Source organism: Brevibacterium aurantiacum (genome assembly GCF_900169065.1).
Lineage (GTDB): Bacteria > Actinomycetota > Actinomycetes > Actinomycetales > Brevibacteriaceae > Brevibacterium > Brevibacterium aurantiacum.
Window position 1 is genome coordinate 18,748 of sequence record NZ_FXZB01000004.1, and the last position, 17,211, is coordinate 35,958.

General features: G+C 63.8%; 15 protein-coding genes and 1 tRNA gene. 6 read left to right on the forward strand and 10 right to left on the reverse strand.

What is annotated here, in order from left to right; genetic code table 11:
* The first annotated feature begins 35 nt into the window (after positions 1-35).
* Entirely contained in the window at positions 36-1,757 is a 1,722-nt protein-coding gene (locus tag BAUR9175_RS03745) for an ABC1 kinase family protein (protein WP_226825635.1), read from the forward strand.
* Positions 1,758-2,199: 442 nt separating this feature from the next.
* The gene (locus BAUR9175_RS03750; RefSeq protein WP_009883698.1) at positions 2,200-2,661 is read left to right on the forward strand and encodes a DUF4383 domain-containing protein; all 462 of its coding nucleotides are present in this window, start codon (positions 2,200-2,202) and stop codon (positions 2,659-2,661) included.
* Positions 2,662-2,721: 60 nt separating this feature from the next.
* Here the strand turns inward: BAUR9175_RS03750 and BAUR9175_RS03755 are convergent, their stop codons facing one another.
* The 3 genes from BAUR9175_RS03755 to BAUR9175_RS03765 all read right to left on the reverse strand — a co-directional run bounded on the left by BAUR9175_RS03755 (position 2,722) and on the right by BAUR9175_RS03765 (position 5,226).
* Complete coding sequence (locus BAUR9175_RS03755; RefSeq protein ID WP_009883699.1) at positions 2,722-3,732, reverse strand: inorganic phosphate transporter; 1,011 nt, start codon at positions 3,730-3,732, stop codon at positions 2,722-2,724.
* A 3-nt stretch (positions 3,733-3,735) separates the two neighbouring features.
* Positions 3,736-4,401 (reverse strand): DUF47 domain-containing protein, encoded by a 666-nt coding sequence (locus tag BAUR9175_RS03760; RefSeq protein ID WP_226823654.1) that lies wholly within the window; start codon positions 4,399-4,401, stop codon positions 3,736-3,738.
* A gap of 237 nt (positions 4,402-4,638) precedes the next feature.
* Positions 4,639-5,226: a hypothetical protein gene (locus BAUR9175_RS03765; RefSeq protein ID WP_069600912.1), complete on the reverse strand. Its 588-nt coding sequence runs from the start codon at positions 5,224-5,226 to the stop codon at positions 4,639-4,641.
* Between the two features lie 168 nt (positions 5,227-5,394).
* Here BAUR9175_RS03765 and BAUR9175_RS03770 point away from each other — a divergent pair, with 168 nt between their 5' ends.
* Complete coding sequence (locus BAUR9175_RS03770; RefSeq protein ID WP_257944258.1) at positions 5,395-6,333, forward strand: hypothetical protein; 939 nt, start codon at positions 5,395-5,397, stop codon at positions 6,331-6,333.
* Between the two features lie 125 nt (positions 6,334-6,458).
* Positions 6,459-6,531: transfer RNA gene (locus BAUR9175_RS03775), tRNA-Lys, on the forward strand.
* Positions 6,532-6,591: 60 nt separating this feature from the next.
* On the opposite strand, the gene BAUR9175_RS03780 is transcribed toward BAUR9175_RS03775, so the two are convergent.
* Complete coding sequence (locus BAUR9175_RS03780) at positions 6,592-7,431, reverse strand: helix-turn-helix transcriptional regulator (protein ID WP_101583061.1); 840 nt, start codon at positions 7,429-7,431, stop codon at positions 6,592-6,594.
* Positions 7,432-7,532: 101 nt separating this feature from the next.
* On the opposite strand from BAUR9175_RS03780, the gene BAUR9175_RS03785 reads away from it, so the two are divergent.
* On the forward strand, positions 7,533-8,534 hold the full coding sequence (locus BAUR9175_RS03785) for an aldo/keto reductase (RefSeq protein WP_096146309.1): 1,002 nt from the start codon (positions 7,533-7,535) through the stop codon (positions 8,532-8,534).
* Between the two features lie 38 nt (positions 8,535-8,572).
* On the opposite strand, the gene BAUR9175_RS03790 is transcribed toward BAUR9175_RS03785, so the two are convergent.
* A complete protein-coding gene (locus BAUR9175_RS03790) occupies positions 8,573-8,824 on the reverse strand; it encodes a PspC domain-containing protein (RefSeq protein ID WP_069600925.1) in 252 nt (83 codons plus the stop codon).
* A 459-nt stretch (positions 8,825-9,283) separates the two neighbouring features.
* On the opposite strand from BAUR9175_RS03790, the gene BAUR9175_RS03795 reads away from it, so the two are divergent.
* Complete coding sequence (locus tag BAUR9175_RS03795) at positions 9,284-10,582, forward strand: PH domain-containing protein (RefSeq protein ID WP_069600926.1); 1,299 nt, start codon at positions 9,284-9,286, stop codon at positions 10,580-10,582.
* A 33-nt stretch (positions 10,583-10,615) separates the two neighbouring features.
* Here BAUR9175_RS03795 and BAUR9175_RS03800 read toward each other — a convergent pair whose 3' ends face one another.
* From BAUR9175_RS03800 to BAUR9175_RS03820, 5 genes are all read right to left on the reverse strand, one after another.
* Positions 10,616-11,869, reverse strand: a complete 1,254-nt coding sequence (locus BAUR9175_RS03800) for an FAD-dependent oxidoreductase (protein ID WP_069600927.1) — start codon at positions 11,867-11,869, stop codon at positions 10,616-10,618.
* A gap of 90 nt (positions 11,870-11,959) precedes the next feature.
* A complete protein-coding gene (locus BAUR9175_RS03805) occupies positions 11,960-13,636 on the reverse strand; it encodes a glycosyltransferase family 2 protein (RefSeq protein WP_180959201.1) in 1,677 nt (558 codons plus the stop codon).
* Between the two features lie 98 nt (positions 13,637-13,734).
* Positions 13,735-14,754: an N-acetylglucosamine kinase gene (locus tag BAUR9175_RS03810; protein WP_069600928.1), complete on the reverse strand. Its 1,020-nt coding sequence runs from the start codon at positions 14,752-14,754 to the stop codon at positions 13,735-13,737.
* Positions 14,751-15,692, reverse strand: a complete 942-nt coding sequence (gene murQ, locus BAUR9175_RS03815; protein ID WP_096146307.1) for an N-acetylmuramic acid 6-phosphate etherase — start codon at positions 15,690-15,692, stop codon at positions 14,751-14,753. The genes BAUR9175_RS03810 and murQ overlap by 4 nt, the downstream gene beginning before the upstream one ends.
* The gene (locus BAUR9175_RS03820) at positions 15,692-17,197 is read right to left on the reverse strand and encodes a sodium:solute symporter (RefSeq protein WP_096159786.1); all 1,506 of its coding nucleotides are present in this window, start codon (positions 17,195-17,197) and stop codon (positions 15,692-15,694) included. Before BAUR9175_RS03820 ends, murQ begins: the two co-directional genes overlap by 1 nt.
* Positions 17,198-17,211: the final 14 nt, after the last annotated feature.

Genomic DNA, 17,211 nt, shown 5'->3' on the forward strand with positions numbered 1-17,211 from the left:
GCTACGGTCGCATCCTCCGATTCGCTGCGATCCAGATGATCGTGGCCTGGTGGTTCGAGTTGACGCTGCCGCGAATCGGCCTGGGTCGGTTCGCGGCCCGGGGCCGGATAGACCGGTGGCGTTCGAGCGCCAAACGGTTCCGCGCCCTGGCCGTCGAGCTCGGCGGGCTGATGATCAAAGTCGGTCAGTTCCTCTCCTCGCGTATGGATGTGCTCCCACCTGAGATCACCAAGGAACTGGAGGGGCTGCAGGACGAGGCCGCCCCTGTTCCGTTCGAGCAGATCCGCACCCTCGCCGAGGCGCAGCTGGGGATGGATCTCAACGACGCTTTCGTCTCCTTCGATCCGCGCCCGCTGGCTGCCGCGTCCTTGGGTCAGGCGCATTCGGCGACTCTGACCTCGGACAATGCCGAGGAGCTCGGATTCGCCGAGGTGGTCGTCAAGGTCCAGCGTCCAGGCATCGCCGCTGTCATCGCCGTCGATCTGCGCGCCCTGCGCCGGATCGCCGGCTGGCTCTCCCGAGTCCGGTTGATCTCCCGACGGGTCGATATGCCGGCACTGGTCGAAGAGTTCGCCCATGTCAGTCTCGAGGAGATCGACTATCTCCATGAAGCCGCGAATGCGGAGGCCTTCGCCATGGACGCGGCAGCATCGGCAACCGGGTCGGCGACACCGTCGGCGGCACGGTCGGCGGACGCGTCAGATGCTGCTCCTGCGGTCGAGTCAGCCCGGGTGCAGGCCCCGCGGATCGTCTGGGAACAGACCACACCACAGGTCCTGACCATGGAAGATGTCACAGCAATCAAGGCCAACGACATCACCAATCTGCGCCGAGCCGGGATCGACCCCCACAAGGTTGCAACAACTTTCGCGCACACGATGTTCGACCAGCTCTTCCGCACCGGCTTCTTCCATGCCGATCCCCATCCCGGCAATATCTTCGTGACACCTTCTCACCCGGGCACAACCTCGGCGGGGCCGAACTGGCACCTGACCTTCGTTGACTTCGGAATGATGGGGCACGTGCCCGAGAACCTGCGCGCGGGCCTGCGGGAACTCATCATCGCTGTGGCGCTGCGAGATTCCCGCCGCCTCGTCGCCAGCGTCGAACTCATCGGGGTTCTGCTCGACGGCGCGGACACGGAGGAACTCGAGCGCTCCCTCACGGGACTCTTCGCACGATTCGGAGGCATGGGGTTCGCGCAGCTGCGCGACGTCGATGAGAAGGAGCTGCGGGCCTTCTCCACGGATTTCGAATCAGTGGTGCGGGATCTGCCTGTGCAGCTGCCGGAGAACCTCTTCCTCATCATCCGCTCGCTGTCCATGGTCTCGGGCCTGTGCAGTTCGCTCAATCCTTCATTCAACATCTGGGAGGTCGTCGAACCCTATGCCAGGGAGCTGATCGAGGAGGAGAAGGGCGGCGTCGCCGGCACTGCGGCCAAGGAAGCCCTCAACTTCGTGCGCCTGACGCTGGGTCTGCCGGGACGACTCGACAGCCTGGTGCAGAGGCTCGAGAACGGCGAACTATCGGTAGCCACTCCAAAACTGGACCGCCGGGTCGCCGGCCTCGAACTCCTGGCCCGCGGCGTGATCTCTGCCGTCCTGTTCACCGGCTTCGTCATCGGCGGTGCTGTGTTGCTGCCGACGACGAGGTTGGGTGGCATACTGCTGCTCATCGCTTCGGCGCCGGCGCTCATCCACAGTCTGACCACCCTGCTGCGGCACAGGAGGCTCACACTCCGACAACGGAGTCGGTGAGTGTCGGGGCGCCGGACAGCAGCGTCAATCAGCTCAAGCCGATGCCTCCAGGGAGTTGCATACTCTATTCCCAAGCATCCACTCGCAGGGGCGAAGCCCAACGATTGGTAAGTTTTAGTCGATTCAAGCACGCGGGTCGACAAGGACTTACCAACCGTTGTCTGCATTCAGGCTGTCTGCCCACATTTGGACCACAACATGGTCGAGAACCGCTCCATACGCGCGGGAGAATTCGGTCAACAGCTCTGCCGGGCCATCGGAGATTACCAGTGCGAGCCGTCATGTCTTCGACAGCGGAACCGGCAGACAACTGACACTGATCGTGGCTGAGCTCCGCGACACTCGCCCTCCACTCCGACTGGAATTCTGCCGGCCCACCCATCCACGACTCAATCCGCTCCGAATCAGCTGATGTACGACGAGAGTCTTCGAAAGGATCGTCATGACAACTCATACAGTTTCATCATCAGCTCACACCACCCGCACCAGCGTCCAACTCGTCTCTGGTCTCTTCGGCGCAGTGTTCCTCCTCGTGGGCATCCTGGGCTTCGTTCCAGGTATCACCCAGGACCTGGACACGATCATGTTCGCCGGACATCATTCACAAGCCGCGCTGCTGGGGATCTTCCAAGTCTCGGTGCTGCACAACATCGTCCACCTGCTCTTCGGCATCGTCGGACTGCTCGGGCTCAGGTCACGCGGACTGGCCAAGACATACCTCATCGTCGGAGGCATCGTCTACGCGGTGCTGTGGATCTACGGACTCGTCGTTCCGATGGAGTCGATGGGCAACTTCGTTCCGCTCAACACCGCCGACAACTGGCTGCACTTCGTCCTCGCCGTCGCCATGGTCACGACCGGGATCGTCTTCGGTTGGAAGACCAGCGCTGCGGCTCAGAAGTGATGCACGGCAGTAACACATGCCAGTGAGGCGCACCCCGCGGCGCAGTAGTGACGATTCAGATCAGCCGACGAAGGTCCGGACCACCAGGCCGATGCAGATCGCCAATGCCGCTGCCGCGGGGATGGTCAGAATCCAGACCCCGGCGATGGGCAGGATGAAACGGGCACGGGCGCGACCCTTGCGACCGGCGTACTGAGTGCCCAAGATCGCTGATCCTAGAATGAATGTCAGCGACACGGGGACTCGCATGATGAGTGCTGCGGTGTACATGAGCACCGTGGCGGTGCCGTCCGCTGCCACAGATTTCAGAGGATCGAGTCCAGCCATGCGCACCGACAGGGTGCGCACCACCCGCCATCCGCTCAATCCGGTACCGATCGCCAATGCCCCGGCGATGATCAGTCGCACCGGCCAGGAGATCTCGACCACGGAGAGTTCGGTGTACGGGTTGGCCTCGACCGCAAGGAGGCCGACCATGACCAGGGCCGCGATCTTCTGTGCGTCCTGGATGCCGTGGACCAGCGACAACGAGGCGGTGAGGACCGAGTCGACCATGCGGGCACCGCGGAAGAGCGGCTTCGGCGGAGAAGCCGCGAAGGTCTTCGACAGCAGAGCCGTCAGACCCCATGAGAGCAGGAAGCCGAGAATCGGCGAGAGCACCAGCGGCAGGATCACCGAGTCGAGGGCTTCCGCGGAGTTGACCGAGAAGCCCAGCACGATGCCGGCACCCAGGAGTCCGCCGATGAGACAGTGCGTGGAAGACACCGGCAACGCGAGATAGTACGTGAACAGACTCCACGCCGTTGCTGCGACGAAGGCGATGATCAGGGACGTGAGGATGACTTCGGGGTCGCCGTCGAAGTGGACGATCTGGTTGGCCACGACGGAGGCGATTCCCTCGCCCAGCAGTGCCCCGATGAAGTTGAAGACCACGGCCAGGCCCAGGGCCCACCGTGCATTGATGGACCGTCCGACGACAGCGTTTCCGATGGTCAGCGCTGCATCATGGAAACCGTTCGAACCGGCGAAGATCACCGCGGTCACGATGACTCCCGCCAAGAGCAGATCCACGGACTACGACTCCTTGATCGCTATGGCGGCGACGACCTTGCCCAGCTCGGTGAAGCCGTATGCGGCGCGAACGAAGGCCTGTCCCAGCTGCGAGACGGCGGCCATGTAGGTCAGGCCCCGCTTCGAGTTCGGAACAGCATCGGACATTCGCCACTGCAGAGCCTCGACCTGGTAGGTGAGGCGATTGATGGAGTCGACGTAGTCCCACTGATCCAATTTGCCCGGCAGTCGGGTAACCATGCGGGAAGTGTGGTCCGTCTGGTTAGACAGGACGGCCAGGGTTTCGAGGACGCCTGAGGGCAGCTGATCGAATGCTTCAGAGGCGAGGACGAAACCAGCACCGTGGAGAAGATGGCAGATATCGCGCATGTGATGACCGAGCAGGTACAGGTCATTGCGATCGAAGGGGGTGATGTAGTTCTCGCGCAGCGCACGAAGCACGGCTCCCATGTCTTCATCGGCTTGATCGCCGATCTCGCGGAGGCGGTCTGCGACCTGCCGGCGTTCGCTGACTTCGATGCCGGAGAGTTCGGCAAGCACCAGGTTGCATTGCCTCATCTGTCCGACCAGGTCGGAGAGACGTTCGTAGAAGACAGTGTCCTGCGGTACTCGCTTGAGCCGCATGCGCTCCTCCTGCCCGGGGCCCGGTCGAGCCGGACGAATGTGCATGTTGCTTCAATTGTATGTGCCGGACGCTGAACCGAGAGCGCCTCTCGGCGGTAGGCCGCTCGAAGCGGCTGAATTTGGAGCCCGGGGCTTCAGATCCAGCGTCCGGTGGCCACGAGGGCCACCCACAACGATACTCGCTCACACTCATGAGTCCACCGCCGAGGCGGGTGAACGAGAGTTGACAATCTCACAGTCGCGCACCGGGTCAGGTGCTCCGCATACGGTCAGGTCGCCTGCTCAGTCCAGTCCGCCGTGGCGGTGGGAGATGGCGGCATCCTTGAGGTCCTTCGCGAACTGCCGCAGCCGCGTGGCCGCCTCGACGTCGTCGGTGCCTTCGGCGCACATGCCGACAAACGCGGCAGCCCGAAGGAGGGCGATGACGACATCCCCACGGAAAGCGCCGGCAAGGATCTCATCGATGGCACGGGCCACCTCGTCGGGACCTGCGGGCAGCTCCACCCCGGCGAGGATGTCGTCGAGGCCGAGCCCGTCGGTCACCCTGCGCTGCCCAGCTGAGAACATGTCGGCGAGCTCACGCGGAGCGGTGAGTATCCACTCCCGCAGCGCATACAGGCGCCAGAGCGCTCCCGGCGCGGAGACAGCGGGAGCCGCAGACCACATCTCGGCGATCACCTCGAGACCGATGTCGTCGGCCAACTCCACGAATCGCTTCGTCGCGGCCTCGTCGCGCTGTCCGCGCGAGTCTCCGAGGAGGAGCGCCGCGGTGGCATGAGAGGTCTCTGATCTGGTCACCGGGTCACTCGTGTCGCTGATGGAATCGAGATCGGCCAGAGGTATCGGGCGGTGGAAGCGTGGCTGTGTCATCGTCAGAGCAGTCTAGTCCCCCACTCTGACCGGTGCTCCATCCTGAGCCGGCTTTCGCCTCCCGGTCAGGTTTCATTCGTCACGTTCACAGTGGCCACTACTAAACTGGTGACAAATTCGTGCCTGCGACCCGCAGGTCACGAGTGCAGACAACGAGGAGGAACTCCCGTGGCAAAATCATCAGTGGCGAAGAAGGGCCTGGACAAGGCAGCGAAGTTCGCTGTCAACGAGGACGGGTCCCTCAATCCCCGTGCCCAGTCGATGCTGTCGAGGCTTCTGTCGGTCCAGCGCCCCGTGGCTCTCGCCTATGTGCGCAGCCTGCGTCGCCGGAACCCGGATGCGACTCCGGAAGAGCTCATCAAGATCATCCGTCGCCATTACCTCGCCCTGACCACCTCGGGCGGAGTAGCTGTCGGCGCCACCGCCGCCGTTCCAGGACTGGGTACGACCGCAGCATTGGGTGTGGCCACAGCAGAGACTGCCGGCTTCCTCGAAGGGACCGCGCTGTTTGCTCAGGCGATCTCTGAGATCCACGGACTTCCGGTCCAGGACTCCAAGCGCGCGAATGCGCTGGTGCTGGGACTGATGCTCGGCAAGGACGGAAAGAATCTCGTCCAGAAGTTCAGCAAGCAGTCCGGCGGTTCGGAGTCGATGTTCGGCAACTGGGGTTCGACAGTGACCAAGCAGCTGCCTGCTCCAGTCGTCGATCTGCTGGTACGGAAACTGCGCAAGACCTTCATCCGCAAATTCGCCGCACGTGCCGGTGGCTCACTGGTCGGTCGTCTGCTGCCCTTCGGCATCGGCGCGATCATCGGCGGTGTGGTCAACGCTCAGATGGCCCGCAAGGTTGCCGAAGAGTCATCCGAGGCCTTCGGTGACGCGCCCACGATCTTCCCGCTGGAGACCGATCCCGAGTACGTCGCACCGAAGAAGGATCGCAAGCTGCTGGCCGGGCTGAAGAACGTTGCGGCGCTGCGCGGCAAGATCAAGAAGAACAAGGCCATCGAGTCCGATGTCATCGACGAGGCTGCCGAGGAGTATCCCACTGCACCGGATGCCCTCCCTCGCACCTACACCGGTGACGAGCATCCTGAACTCGGAAAATGATCAGTGAGTGAATCCTGCTGGTCCCCACTGAGAACCGGTTTGAGTATTCGGGCCCCTTACCTCTAATATTATTGAGTCTCCGACAACACTTCCGTGGCGCTTGTCCACGCGGTCTCGTTGGGGCGGGGCCTCTAGCTCAGTTGGTAGAGCAACGGACTTTTAATCCGTGGGTCGTGGGTTCGATCCCCACGGGGCCCACCCGAAAGCAAGACCCCGCGATCCCTGTGAAGACAAGGGATCGCGGGGTCTTTGCATCTCTCAGTCGGATGAGATCTTCTGCGAACCGACGACGCCGAGCAGCTGCAGCTGTTCTGCCGCGTTGGTGCCCTCCATCGGGAAGAACACAAGCAGAGAGATGTCGTCGTCGGGCGTCAGCAGGACTTCGCATCGAAGCTCGAGCAATCCGACCTCCGGGTGGACGAAGACCTTGGTGTCCGAGTGGTGGACTGCCACATCGTGACGCTCCCAGAGCTCCTTGAACTCGTCGCTGACAGCAATGAGATCCCGGACGAATTTCCTTACGTGAGCTTCGCCTGACCTGCGGGCGTAGGTGGCCCGCAAGTCGCTGACGTGGGCTGCGGAGATGCGATCCCAGTGCTCCGGGGGCATCGCCCGAGTGTCGGGGTCGGCGAACCACTCCCAGATGAGATTCCTGCCGCGTCCAGGCTCTCCTGCCAGGCCGTCGAGAAGTATGCGACCCAGAGAGTTCTCCCAGACGATTTCGCCGAGGTCGGTGACGATCACCGCGGGAAGATCCACGAGCCGGTTGGCAACAGCGATGAGACCGGGACGCACGTGACCGTCTGAGCTGCGCGGCGGCACCGGGTGGCCGGCGAGGTGCAGCATGTGGTCGCGCTGATCGCGGTCGCACTGCAGCGCACGAGCCACCGCCGAAACCACTCCGATCGACGGGGTCGATCCCCGCCCTTGTTCGAGGCGAGCGTAGTAGTCGACCGATACTCCAGCGAGCATGGCAACCTCTTCGCGCCGCAGTCCAGGAGTGCGGCGACGATGCGTGTGGCCGGTCCCCACATCTTCTGGCCGCAGCTGCTCCCGTCGACGGCGGATGAAGTCAGCGAACCCAGAACGATCAGTCATCTCCTGATTGTCCATCCGATCGGCCGATGTAACCAGGGACAGTCTGTCCCTGGATCGACAGGGCCTCGTGCCATCGACACCGTCCTGCCAGGCTTGAGGTCATGAGCACATACACAGAGAATCCAACCGTCAACACTCGCCGACTCGGAACGCAGGGACCTCGCGTCACATCTCCCGGACTGGGTGCCATGAGCATGTCCGGAGCCTATGGACCGACACGGTACGAGGAGAGCATCGCCGCCATCCACTCGTATGTGGATGCCGGGGGAACACTCATCGACACCGGAGACTTCTACGGTGCCGGTCACAATGAAATGCTCATCGGCGCCGCACTGCGTGAGCGCAACCGTGAGGACGTCGTGATCTCACTGAAATTCGGCGCCGTCCTTGCACCCGATGGTTCGTTCATCGGATTCGACACTCGTCCAGACGCGATCCGAAACTCTCTGGCCTATTCGCTGAAGCGCTTGGGCACGGACCACGTCGACATCTACCGGCCGGCTCGGCTCGACCCGAGTGTGCCCATCGAGGAGACTGTGGGCGCCATCAGCGACCTCGTCGATGCCGGATACGTCCGCCACATCGGGCTCAGCGAGGTCGGATCAGAGACTATTCGTCGGGCGGCGGCGACAGCGCCCATCAGCGACCTGCAGATCGAATACTCACTGCTCAGCCGCGGCATCGAAGAGAATGGGATTCTGGCTGCATGCCGTGAACTCGGCATCGGAGTCACGGCATACGGGGCTTTGGCCAAGGGTCTGTTTGCAGGTTCCGTGGGAGGGACTCGCGCGATGTTCCCGCGCTTCCAGGGGGACAACCTAGTCCACAATCAGCGGATCGCCTCCACCCTCGCGGAAATCGCTGCAGCGCGGGACGTGACGCTTCCTCAGCTGGCGATCGCATGGGTGGCCGCTCAAGGTGAGGACATCGTGCCGGTCGTCGGGTCTCGCACTGCTGAGCAGGTGGCCGCCACCGTTTCCAGCAATGGAGTGCGCCTGAGCGCCGATGATCTGGCGGTCATCGACTCAGCTCTGGCCGACAGCGAAGTCCGGGGCGATCGCTATCCGTCCGAACAGATGATGCTCTTGGACAGCGAACGCTGAGGACACGGCCGGTCGGCCGCACGACACCGAATGTTCACTCAGCGTTCAAGGCGGCCGCCGAAGGCCTGCTCAAGGGGAATGCTTCCGTCCTGCCAAGGAGTGAGCGCCCAGGCCACCACATATGCGCCGACGCCCAGAACTGGAAGCAGGAACGAGATGAGGACGAGCAGGCGCATCAGCCACACGTTCATTCCAGTGGCCTCGGCGAGACCGCCTGCAATACCGCCGAGAACCCGGTCGGGCCCGCGACGGAAACCAACTTTGCGAATGGAATCAAATAGTTTTCTCATGCCTTCAACAGTACGCAGATTCCGCTGTCTGCACAGGGGTGCTGACCGTCGAACCGGGATGAGGGAAACCGGAATGGCACCCTTTGGGGGCGCTGGCAAGGGAAGGGCCACCTCGGCGGCCATCTGCTTTCAATTCTCGCTGTATGAGACGACGATCACAGGTTTTGGGCGCGCCTTCTCGGGGGCCGACAGCAAGGGCGGTTACGATTAACGGGTTGTGCAACCAATTGTCCGCATCTGCCATCCCAGCAACGCGGCAAAGAGGAGTCCGTTGTGAAGTGGTTGAAAAAGGCCGTCCTCACGCTCGTCGTCATTTTTGTGGCGTTCTATCTGTTCAGTCGGCCAGAAGATTCAGCCGAGGCAGTGCGGAACGCTTTCGAAGCAGTGGGTACCGGTGTCGGCTCACTGGTCACTTTCTTCACTTCCCTGTCCGCGTAGCCGCGCAGGAAGCAGCCTGACGTGTTCGGGGCACTGACCGACCCGAGAGTCGAAGATCATCTCATCGCTGAAGAGGGCGAAATCGTCGTCGACGAAGTTCGCCGCCATTTCCTTGCCTTCGTCTCCCCCACGCTCATCATTCTGCTGGGCCTGGCCGTTGCCGCCCTGAGCTTCACAGTCCCGATCGATTTCGCGTCGATCCCATTGGGAATCGGTGCCGCCATTGCCCTGTTCGGCGTCTACCGTGCACTGTTCGTGCACATGGACCGGTTCGTCATCACGAACATGCGCGTGTTCCGCATCCATGGGATCTTCACTCAGCACAAGGCCACGATGCCGATGGCACGTATCCTCGATATCTCGGTCCATAAGCCCCTGATGGGCCGGATCTTCAGATACGGTCACTTCGTCTTCGAATCCGCTGCCCAGGACCAGGGCCTGCGCGACATCCGCTACGTCGGCCGGCCAGACGAACGAGACCTCACCATCCAAACGGTGATTCAGCGTTCCGGACTGCGCTCGGCCATCACCTCGCTCAACACCAGGGACGAAGACGACGACGAGGAGCTCCCGGACGGTGACGACCTCGTCACCGGCGCCTCGGCCGACATCGACGCCGACACGGACTTCGATTCCGACGCCGACCAGGAATTCGATTCGGATGAGGAGCTCAGGGCCGAACACCAGCCACGCTTCAGCGCCGGCACGCGGACCGGTCAGTACCCGGCAGTGCGCACCGGAGTCGGCCCCAATGTGGACACCGAAGAGTGGAACACGATGGAGTTCAACACCGATCACGGCTTCCGGGACTCGGAGGAGTTCAGGATCGGCAACGCCTCACCGGCCTTGAACGATCCGGTCTCAATGGCCGCGAGCGCGTGGGAGATGCGATGGCCCGAACGCGATCGGATGCAGACTGCCACCGAACTGATGCGGGCCCACCGCTTCCTCATCGACAGTCTCGATGAGAAGCTGCGCCCGCTGGGACTCACCTACGCACGCTATGAAGCCCTGCTCCTCCTGTTCTTCGATCAGAGAGGCGCTCTCCCCCTCGTCGAACTCACCGATCAGCTGCAGGTCGACACCAGCTCATCCTTCTCCACAGTGCGGTGGCTGGAGGACAACGATCTGCTCGAAAGGGCGCTGGAACCCGGTGACGACGGAGAGGTCTTCGCTGAGATCACGCCCAAGGGACGTGCGCTGACCGACAGGGCCAGTCAGATCGTCGCCGATGCCCGCTTCGGCCTGGACACGATGTCAGATGCCGAATGCCGTCAGCTCACCAACCTGCTGGCGAGGCAACGCCGCATCCGGGACTGAAGGCAGACGCTCGGAGTTCCGCGGCAGCGAATGTCAGACTGTCTCCGGTTGCCGACGGGCGAAGTCCGGAGCATGCTCGGGAGTGATACCGATTCCGAGGATGCGCGCCGGAATCACGGTCAGTGCCGGGAACGTCTTCAGCAGCCAGAGGACCGGCGCCGGCGGGCGGATGACTCCGCCGTTGTGGACGACCGGCTCGACCATCGCGTGGATGCCTCCCTGCAGCAGCTCAACCGCTTTCGTCGTCAGCAGCCGTCTGCGCTGCACACGCCTGAGGTCGCTGGTGGACACGCTTCCCGTCCGCAGCGCCTCCGCCAGCAGACGAGCCGTGGCCACACCGTCTTGGACTGCCAGATTGACGCCGACTCCGCCCAGCGGGCTCATGGCATGGGCCGCATCACCGATGCACAGCACCCCGTCGACGAACCAGCGCTTGGCCTCATTGCGCCTGACATCAAGGAGCTTCACATCCTCAAGCCGCAGCGCTGCAACATCGCCTGCCAGCACGGGGAAGGTCTCGGCGACCGCGCGGCGAAGAGACTCGATCCCCTGCTCACGGAAGCGTGTGTCCTCGCCCTTCGGGATGAGGCGGGCCATCTGGACGTGACCGTCGCGCGGAATCGCGACGAACACGTTGCCGCCCTTGGCGCGAGGAGCGATGGATTCGGCCAGCTGCGCCTGGGTGTCGATCCGGAACCACCACACGTCGATCGTGGACCGCAGCTCCCGCATCGACAGCTGCGCCTCGTCCCGAGCCTTCGACCAGCGACCGTCAGCGGCGACGACGAGTGGTGCCCGCAGCTCGGTCTCACCGTCGGGAGCCTGTACATGAACACCGACGACTCGGTCGCCGTCCCAGATCAGCGAGGTCATCTCGGCCCCCATGCGCAGATCGAACCCGGGTTCGTCCTCCCCTGCCTTGGCCAGCAGATTGAGGAAGTCCCACTGAGGTGCGATCGTCATGAACGGATGCGGCGTGTTCAACCTGGACAGGTCGCCGAGGATGTAGTCCCGACCGTCGTCACCCGCGAGACTGATGTTGGTCACCCTGCGGTGGGTGATGCGAGCGAATTCGTTGTAGAGACCCAGCTCGTCCAGAAGCCGCAGTGTTGATGGGTGGATCGTGTCACCGCGGAAATCGCGGAAGAAGTCGGTGTGCTTCTCCAGCACCACAACCTTGACACCACCGCGGGCCAGGAGCAGCCCGGCAACGATTCCGGCGGGCCCGCCTCCGGAGATGATGCAGTCACAGTCGGCATCGAGTTGGTCGTGCGCAGCGTCTGTCATGACACGCTCCTCAGCATTGTGTTCCTCAGCATTGCGGGCACAGAATCGATGCTAGACCACGAGGAGACCGATTGACATGGGGCGGCGAACTCACACAGTCCTGCGTCCCACCCCGGAGACCTTCTCAGTGACGTCGAAGCGCTCACGGTAGCGACCGGTGAGCAGTCGCCACTGCGAATGCAGCGCGGTCGAGGAGTTGAACACGAGCAGGGTCAGCGGATACAGCACCCACTGCAGCCACATGGTCACCCGACGCACCGGTGGAACGTGGACCGGCCGGGGCGGCAGCAGCGAGTTGAAGACGATGACGGAAGCAATGAGACCGACCATGCCGATCTGCTGGATCAGACCGACCGTCATCGGCATCCGCTCGATGAGGTCCGTAACCTCTCCTGTCTGGGTTGCCACAGCGAAGGGAATCCACCCGCCGACTGCGATGATCACAGAGATCGAGGCCAGGCTGACATGACCTTCGATGAGTGAGAGGAAGCGGAGGAACCCGGGCCAGAAGGGTGTTCGAGCAGTCCCGGAGAAGACCCTCACCCCTACATAGGGCACATCGCTGGCACCGTATGACCAACGGCTGAGCTGCTTGAACTGAGCCACCATCGTGTCCCTGAATCCGCCGGCGAGGACAGCATCCTGGTAGATCGGAACGTGGATGGGCACGACACGGTAGTCACCGTCGAAGTGGAACCAGCTCCTCCAGTACTGGTGGCCGTCTTCGACGATCGTCTTCTTCGACCAGAACCCCATGTCGACGAGCGCGGTCAGTGGCTGAGAGTGGGAGGCGAAGTTGCGCAGCGAGAGAGGGCGGACCGTGGTCGTGAGATTCCAGAAGCAGTTCGCGCTCGCGACGACACGAGAGGGCGCGGGCGCCTCCCAGATGTTCGTGAGGTAGAGGCTGATGGGTTGGAACGCGAGGTGGGCGCGATCGGGCGCGAGCACATATTCGTAGGCGACATAGTCGAAATACGCCTCGTGGGGTGTGTTGTCGCAGTCGAGGCTGGTCACGAGCACCGACTCGGGATCGATCCCGTTCGCCTCCACCCAATGAGCCAGCCGCTGACCGGCGTAGGTGATGTTCGCGCCCTTTCCCGCAATCTCTCCCGGGATTCCGGCCGGATGCTCGACGAGGACGAAGGCCGCAAAACCGTCACCGTACTCGGCCGCCAGGCGACGTGCCGTCTCAGCCATCCGAGGCCCGCCGCGTTCCTCATAGGCGAAGAAGACGACGATCTTAGAGGGCGAGGTCGAGGTGTGCAGGAGGGAGCGGATTCCGTCGGCGACCACATCGTAGGGCTCGTGGTAGGCAGCGACCACGACAGCATGGAGCACGGACGAGGGACGCATCACTGCACCTGGGTTCTCGCGCACTCGGGCAATCGTCGCGGCGTGCTGCTGCGCCCGGAACCCAGACCAGGGATAGGGACGTGAGGGCTGTCCGTCCAGCGCCCGTTCGACATCGAGCAGCCTGGCGCCCCAGTCCACTCGGGAGCTGCGCCGGAAGCGCACAAATCCTCGTGAAACGTCGACGGCTCCGCGCATCGCCCGAAACAGAGTGAGTCCGACAACGGTGAAGACGTAGATCGCCCCGGCAGTCGCGTCGATGAACGGCAGGACGAACACCAATCCGATGGCGGAGAAGCTCACGATCGCCGGCAGTGCTTCGAAGCACCTGTAGGCCCTCGTGCGCGGCCCCGTGGGAAGTTCGAGCTCATCGGCAGGACGGTGGACCGCGGAATTCAGTTCACGAATCGTTCTCACACTGTCGATCCTGTGTGAAGATCCTGACCGACTGTTGGTCCGCAGATGCAGGCCAGGTGAATACTGGACATGCATTTGCCGTCGCCGGCGCGACTAACTCAGACCCACAGCACTCCCGGCTGCGGCCGCAATCGCCTCTGCCCCACCAGATTCGCCAAGGTCAGCGCCCCGCTGAGCGGATCGCCGGCGGGTTCGACAACGGCCGCCCCTGGCCTCAGGCGCAGAGCCTCAGCACGAAACGCCTCGACGAGAGACTCACCTGCCCGGCGCAGACCACCGCTGAGCGTGACTCGGGATGCGGCGTCGACTCCTTGGCCTCCGGCTGCGATCGCACTGCGCGCGGCCTCGCGTCCAGCCTCGGCCAACAGTGCGCTGGCCACGGGATCACCCGCACCGGCGCGGCCAGCCACGTCGACGGCGAACTCGGCGAGGAGTCCTGCTCGATCGCTGCGCGTGTAGAACTGTGCAGGCCACGTGCCCGGTTCGCCGAATCTCTGTCGTGCCGCCTCAAGCAGACCGGCGCCTCGATCATCGACTCCGTCGTGGCACTTCAGCGCTGCCTCGAGTGCCTGTCTACCCACCCAGGCACCGCCCCCGCGGTCACCGAAGAGATGCCCCCAACCGTCGACTCTCCTCCACTTCGGCAACAGCATTCCCTGCGGGTCGGGCCCGGGATGGGCGATGGCGATTGCTCCCGTGCCCAGGACCGTCACCGCTCCCCCACAACCCGATAGGGCGCCGAGGTGGGCCGTCAACGCATCGATCGCCACCGCCGCTTCTGCTTTCGCCTCCACCACCAGTGATCGCGCAAGCTCCCCGACGTCGGCGCTCAGTGAGGCGATGCCGGTGGCACCGATGCCGACTCCGCGGATCGACTCGACATGGTCCGGCCATGCTTCCTTGGCCGCGACGACGAGCCGCCGGATCTGCTGTGGGGCGTTGCTGCCCTCGGCTCCGATGGAGACCCCGGGGCCGGTAAGGACCCCCAGCGGCTCGGCCGCGACACCGTCGGCCGTGGCGCCGTCAGCAGTCGTGCTCGCAGCATTCGCGTCGAAGGGTGCGATCGCGACGCGACTGCCGGTGCCACCGATGTCGATGCCGAGGACGAAACCGCTCATGAGGTCTCGCGTCCCGATTCAGCAGACACTGCCGCAATCGCAGCCTTGACTGAGCCGTCGGAGTCCGCGAGATGCTTCGCCGCGGCCTGGGGCGTCACCGAGGTGAAGGAGACGACCAACGCCGTTTTGAGTTCGCCGTCGCAGTCCTCCAGCAGCTCACGGGCAGCAGCATCAGACAGGTCGGCTGCTTCGCAGAGGATCCGCACGGTCCGTTCCCGCAGTTTGTCATTCGTGGCGACCACGGAGACCATGAGGTTTCGCCAGGTGCGACCCAGCGCGATCATCAGCGCCGTCGAGAACCCATTGAGCGTCAGCTTCTGCGCCGTTCCGGCCTTGAGCCGGGTCGAACCCGTCACCACTTCGGGTCCGGTGTCGAGCAGAATATGGTCAGCAGCCGCCTCGGCGACGGGGGCAGCGGGGTTGTTCGAGATGAGCACGGTGTGCGCGCCCACCTCACCGGCGGCTTCCAATGCCCCGCGAACATAGGGTGTCGAACCGCTCGCGGCGATTCCGATCGCCACGTCGTCGGGACCGAGCTTTCCCGCAGCTCTGCGACCGTCGCCGGTGGAGTCCTCGGCGTTCTCCACCGCGTTGACCAGCGCCGCCTGGCCACCGGCGATGTGCCCGACCACGCGCCCAGGTTCGAGGTTGAATGTCGGCAGAAGTTCGCTGGCGTCGAGTACTCCCAACCGGCCCGAGGTGCCGGCACCGAAGTAGTGGACGGTACCGCCTCGGCGCATTCGCTCGGCCGCGATGTCGACGAGTTCTGCCAGCTGCGGCAGGGCCGCCCGCACCGCGGCCAGGACGGCGTGGTCCTCATCATTCATCACCTGCAGGACACCCAGGGTGTCGAGGTCGTCGAGTCCCGCGCTGCGGGGGTTGCGCTGTTCGGTCGGCGACAGCGGGCCCGGGGACGGTGGCTGCTGGGACTGGGTCATCAGCGGTTGCTGCCTTCCACCTCGGCGACGGTGCTGCGGGTCTGAGCCTTGGGGTGGCGCAGGGACAGGAGCCCGCCGATCACGACCATGACGATGACGCCGAGGAGCGGGTACCACTGCCAGGCGACCCACACCTCGCCGGTGATGTACTTCTCCATGACGAAGAAGAAGGCGTTGACCGCGACTGCCAGGGCGAAGGTGATGTTCGCGTCCACAGCGGTGGCGCGCTTGTTGACCATGCCGAACACGAACGCCCCGAGCAGCCCGCCGTAGGTGATGCCCGCGACGCCCAAGGCCAGGATGACGATGTTGCCCTCATCGGATTGGAAGACGGTGGCGGGGAGGATGAAGGCGATGCCCCAGCCGATCGTCGCCCAGCGCCCGACCTTGAAGCCCTCGGCGTCGGTCATCGGCGTCTTCTTCAACCGTGCATAGACGTCGTTGACCGTCGAGGAGGACAGTGCGGACAGAGACGAGGACAGGGTCGACATGGCCGCAGCGAGGATGCCGGCCAGCAGCAGACCCGAGACGCCGGGTGGCAGACCCTCGATGATGAAGAGCGGGAAGATCTCGTCGTCACGGCTCAGACCCAGATCGGCCGGCAGCGCGTGATCGTAGTAGGCCCACAGCGCCAGGCCGACCGCGAGGAAGATCGCGAACTGGACGAAGACGACGACGCCGGAGACGATGAGCGCCTTCTGCGCCTCGATCTTCGAGCGGCAGGACAGGAGACGCTGGACGATGAGCTGGTCGGAGCCGTGGGAGGCCATGGCGAAGACCGCGCCGCCGAGCAGCGAGGGGATGAACGAGTCGGGAGCCGAGATCGGATTGCCTTCGAAGATGAACATGTTCAGCTTGTCGGCCGACGCCGCCTCGCTCAACCAGCCACCGCCGAGGGCAGCGGTGATGACGATGATCGCCAGCAGACCGCCCACGACGTAGAGGCACATCTGAGCCACATCGACCCAGACCACGGCCTTGATGCCGCCGATGAAGGTGTAGGCGATCGTGACGAGTGAGAGGACGACGATGATGACGAAGTAGTTCGTGTGGATGCCCAGGCCGTCGAGGATGACTTTGACCGGGATGGCGGCGGCCAGCACGCGGATGCCGTCTGCCAGCAGGCGCGTGAACAGGAAGGTCACACCCGCGGTTGTCTGGGTCGAGGTGCCGAAGCGTTTGCCAAGGTAGGCGTACGCGGTGAGCATCTCACCGTCGTAGTAGCGCGGGAGCATGAAGAAGGCGACGACGACTCGGCCGAGGATGTAGCCCAGGCCCAGCTGCAGGTAGTTGATGTCGCCGAGGTAGCTCATGACCGGAATGCCGATCACGGTCAGGGCGCTGGTCTCCGTGGCGACCACGGACAGACACACCGCCCACCACGGGATGTTCCGACCACCCAGGAAGTAGCCTTGGAGGTCCTTCTGCTTTCCGCTGAGCTTCAGGCCCAACCACGCCGTGGCGACGAGGTAGGCGATGATCACCAGAAGGTCGATGATCTGCATGGTGTTTCTCCTTC

What these genes read in the sequence shown, in the direction of transcription:
- BAUR9175_RS03745 (WP_226825635.1), top strand. Translation starts at nt 36, where the DNA reads ATGATCGTGGCCTGGTGGTTCGAGTTGACGCTGCCGCGAATCGGCCTG.
- BAUR9175_RS03750 (WP_009883698.1), top strand. Translation starts at nt 2,200, where the DNA reads ATGACAACTCATACAGTTTCATCATCAGCTCACACCACCCGCACCAGC.
- BAUR9175_RS03760 (WP_226823654.1), bottom strand. Translation starts at nt 4,401, where the DNA reads ATGCACATTCGTCCGGCTCGACCGGGCCCCGGGCAGGAGGAGCGCATG.
- BAUR9175_RS03765 (WP_069600912.1), bottom strand. Translation starts at nt 5,226, where the DNA reads ATGACACAGCCACGCTTCCACCGCCCGATACCTCTGGCCGATCTCGAT.
- BAUR9175_RS03780 (WP_101583061.1), bottom strand. Translation starts at nt 7,431, where the DNA reads ATGACTGATCGTTCTGGGTTCGCTGACTTCATCCGCCGTCGACGGGAG.
- BAUR9175_RS03785 (WP_096146309.1), top strand. Translation starts at nt 7,533, where the DNA reads ATGAGCACATACACAGAGAATCCAACCGTCAACACTCGCCGACTCGGA.
- BAUR9175_RS03790 (WP_069600925.1), bottom strand. Translation starts at nt 8,824, where the DNA reads ATGAGAAAACTATTTGATTCCATTCGCAAAGTTGGTTTCCGTCGCGGG.
- BAUR9175_RS03800 (WP_069600927.1), bottom strand. Translation starts at nt 11,869, where the DNA reads ATGACAGACGCTGCGCACGACCAACTCGATGCCGACTGTGACTGCATC.
- BAUR9175_RS03810 (WP_069600928.1), bottom strand. Translation starts at nt 14,754, where the DNA reads ATGAGCGGTTTCGTCCTCGGCATCGACATCGGTGGCACCGGCAGTCGC.
- murQ (WP_096146307.1), bottom strand. Translation starts at nt 15,692, where the DNA reads ATGACCCAGTCCCAGCAGCCACCGTCCCCGGGCCCGCTGTCGCCGACC.
- BAUR9175_RS03820 (WP_096159786.1), bottom strand. Translation starts at nt 17,197, where the DNA reads ATGCAGATCATCGACCTTCTGGTGATCATCGCCTACCTCGTCGCCACG.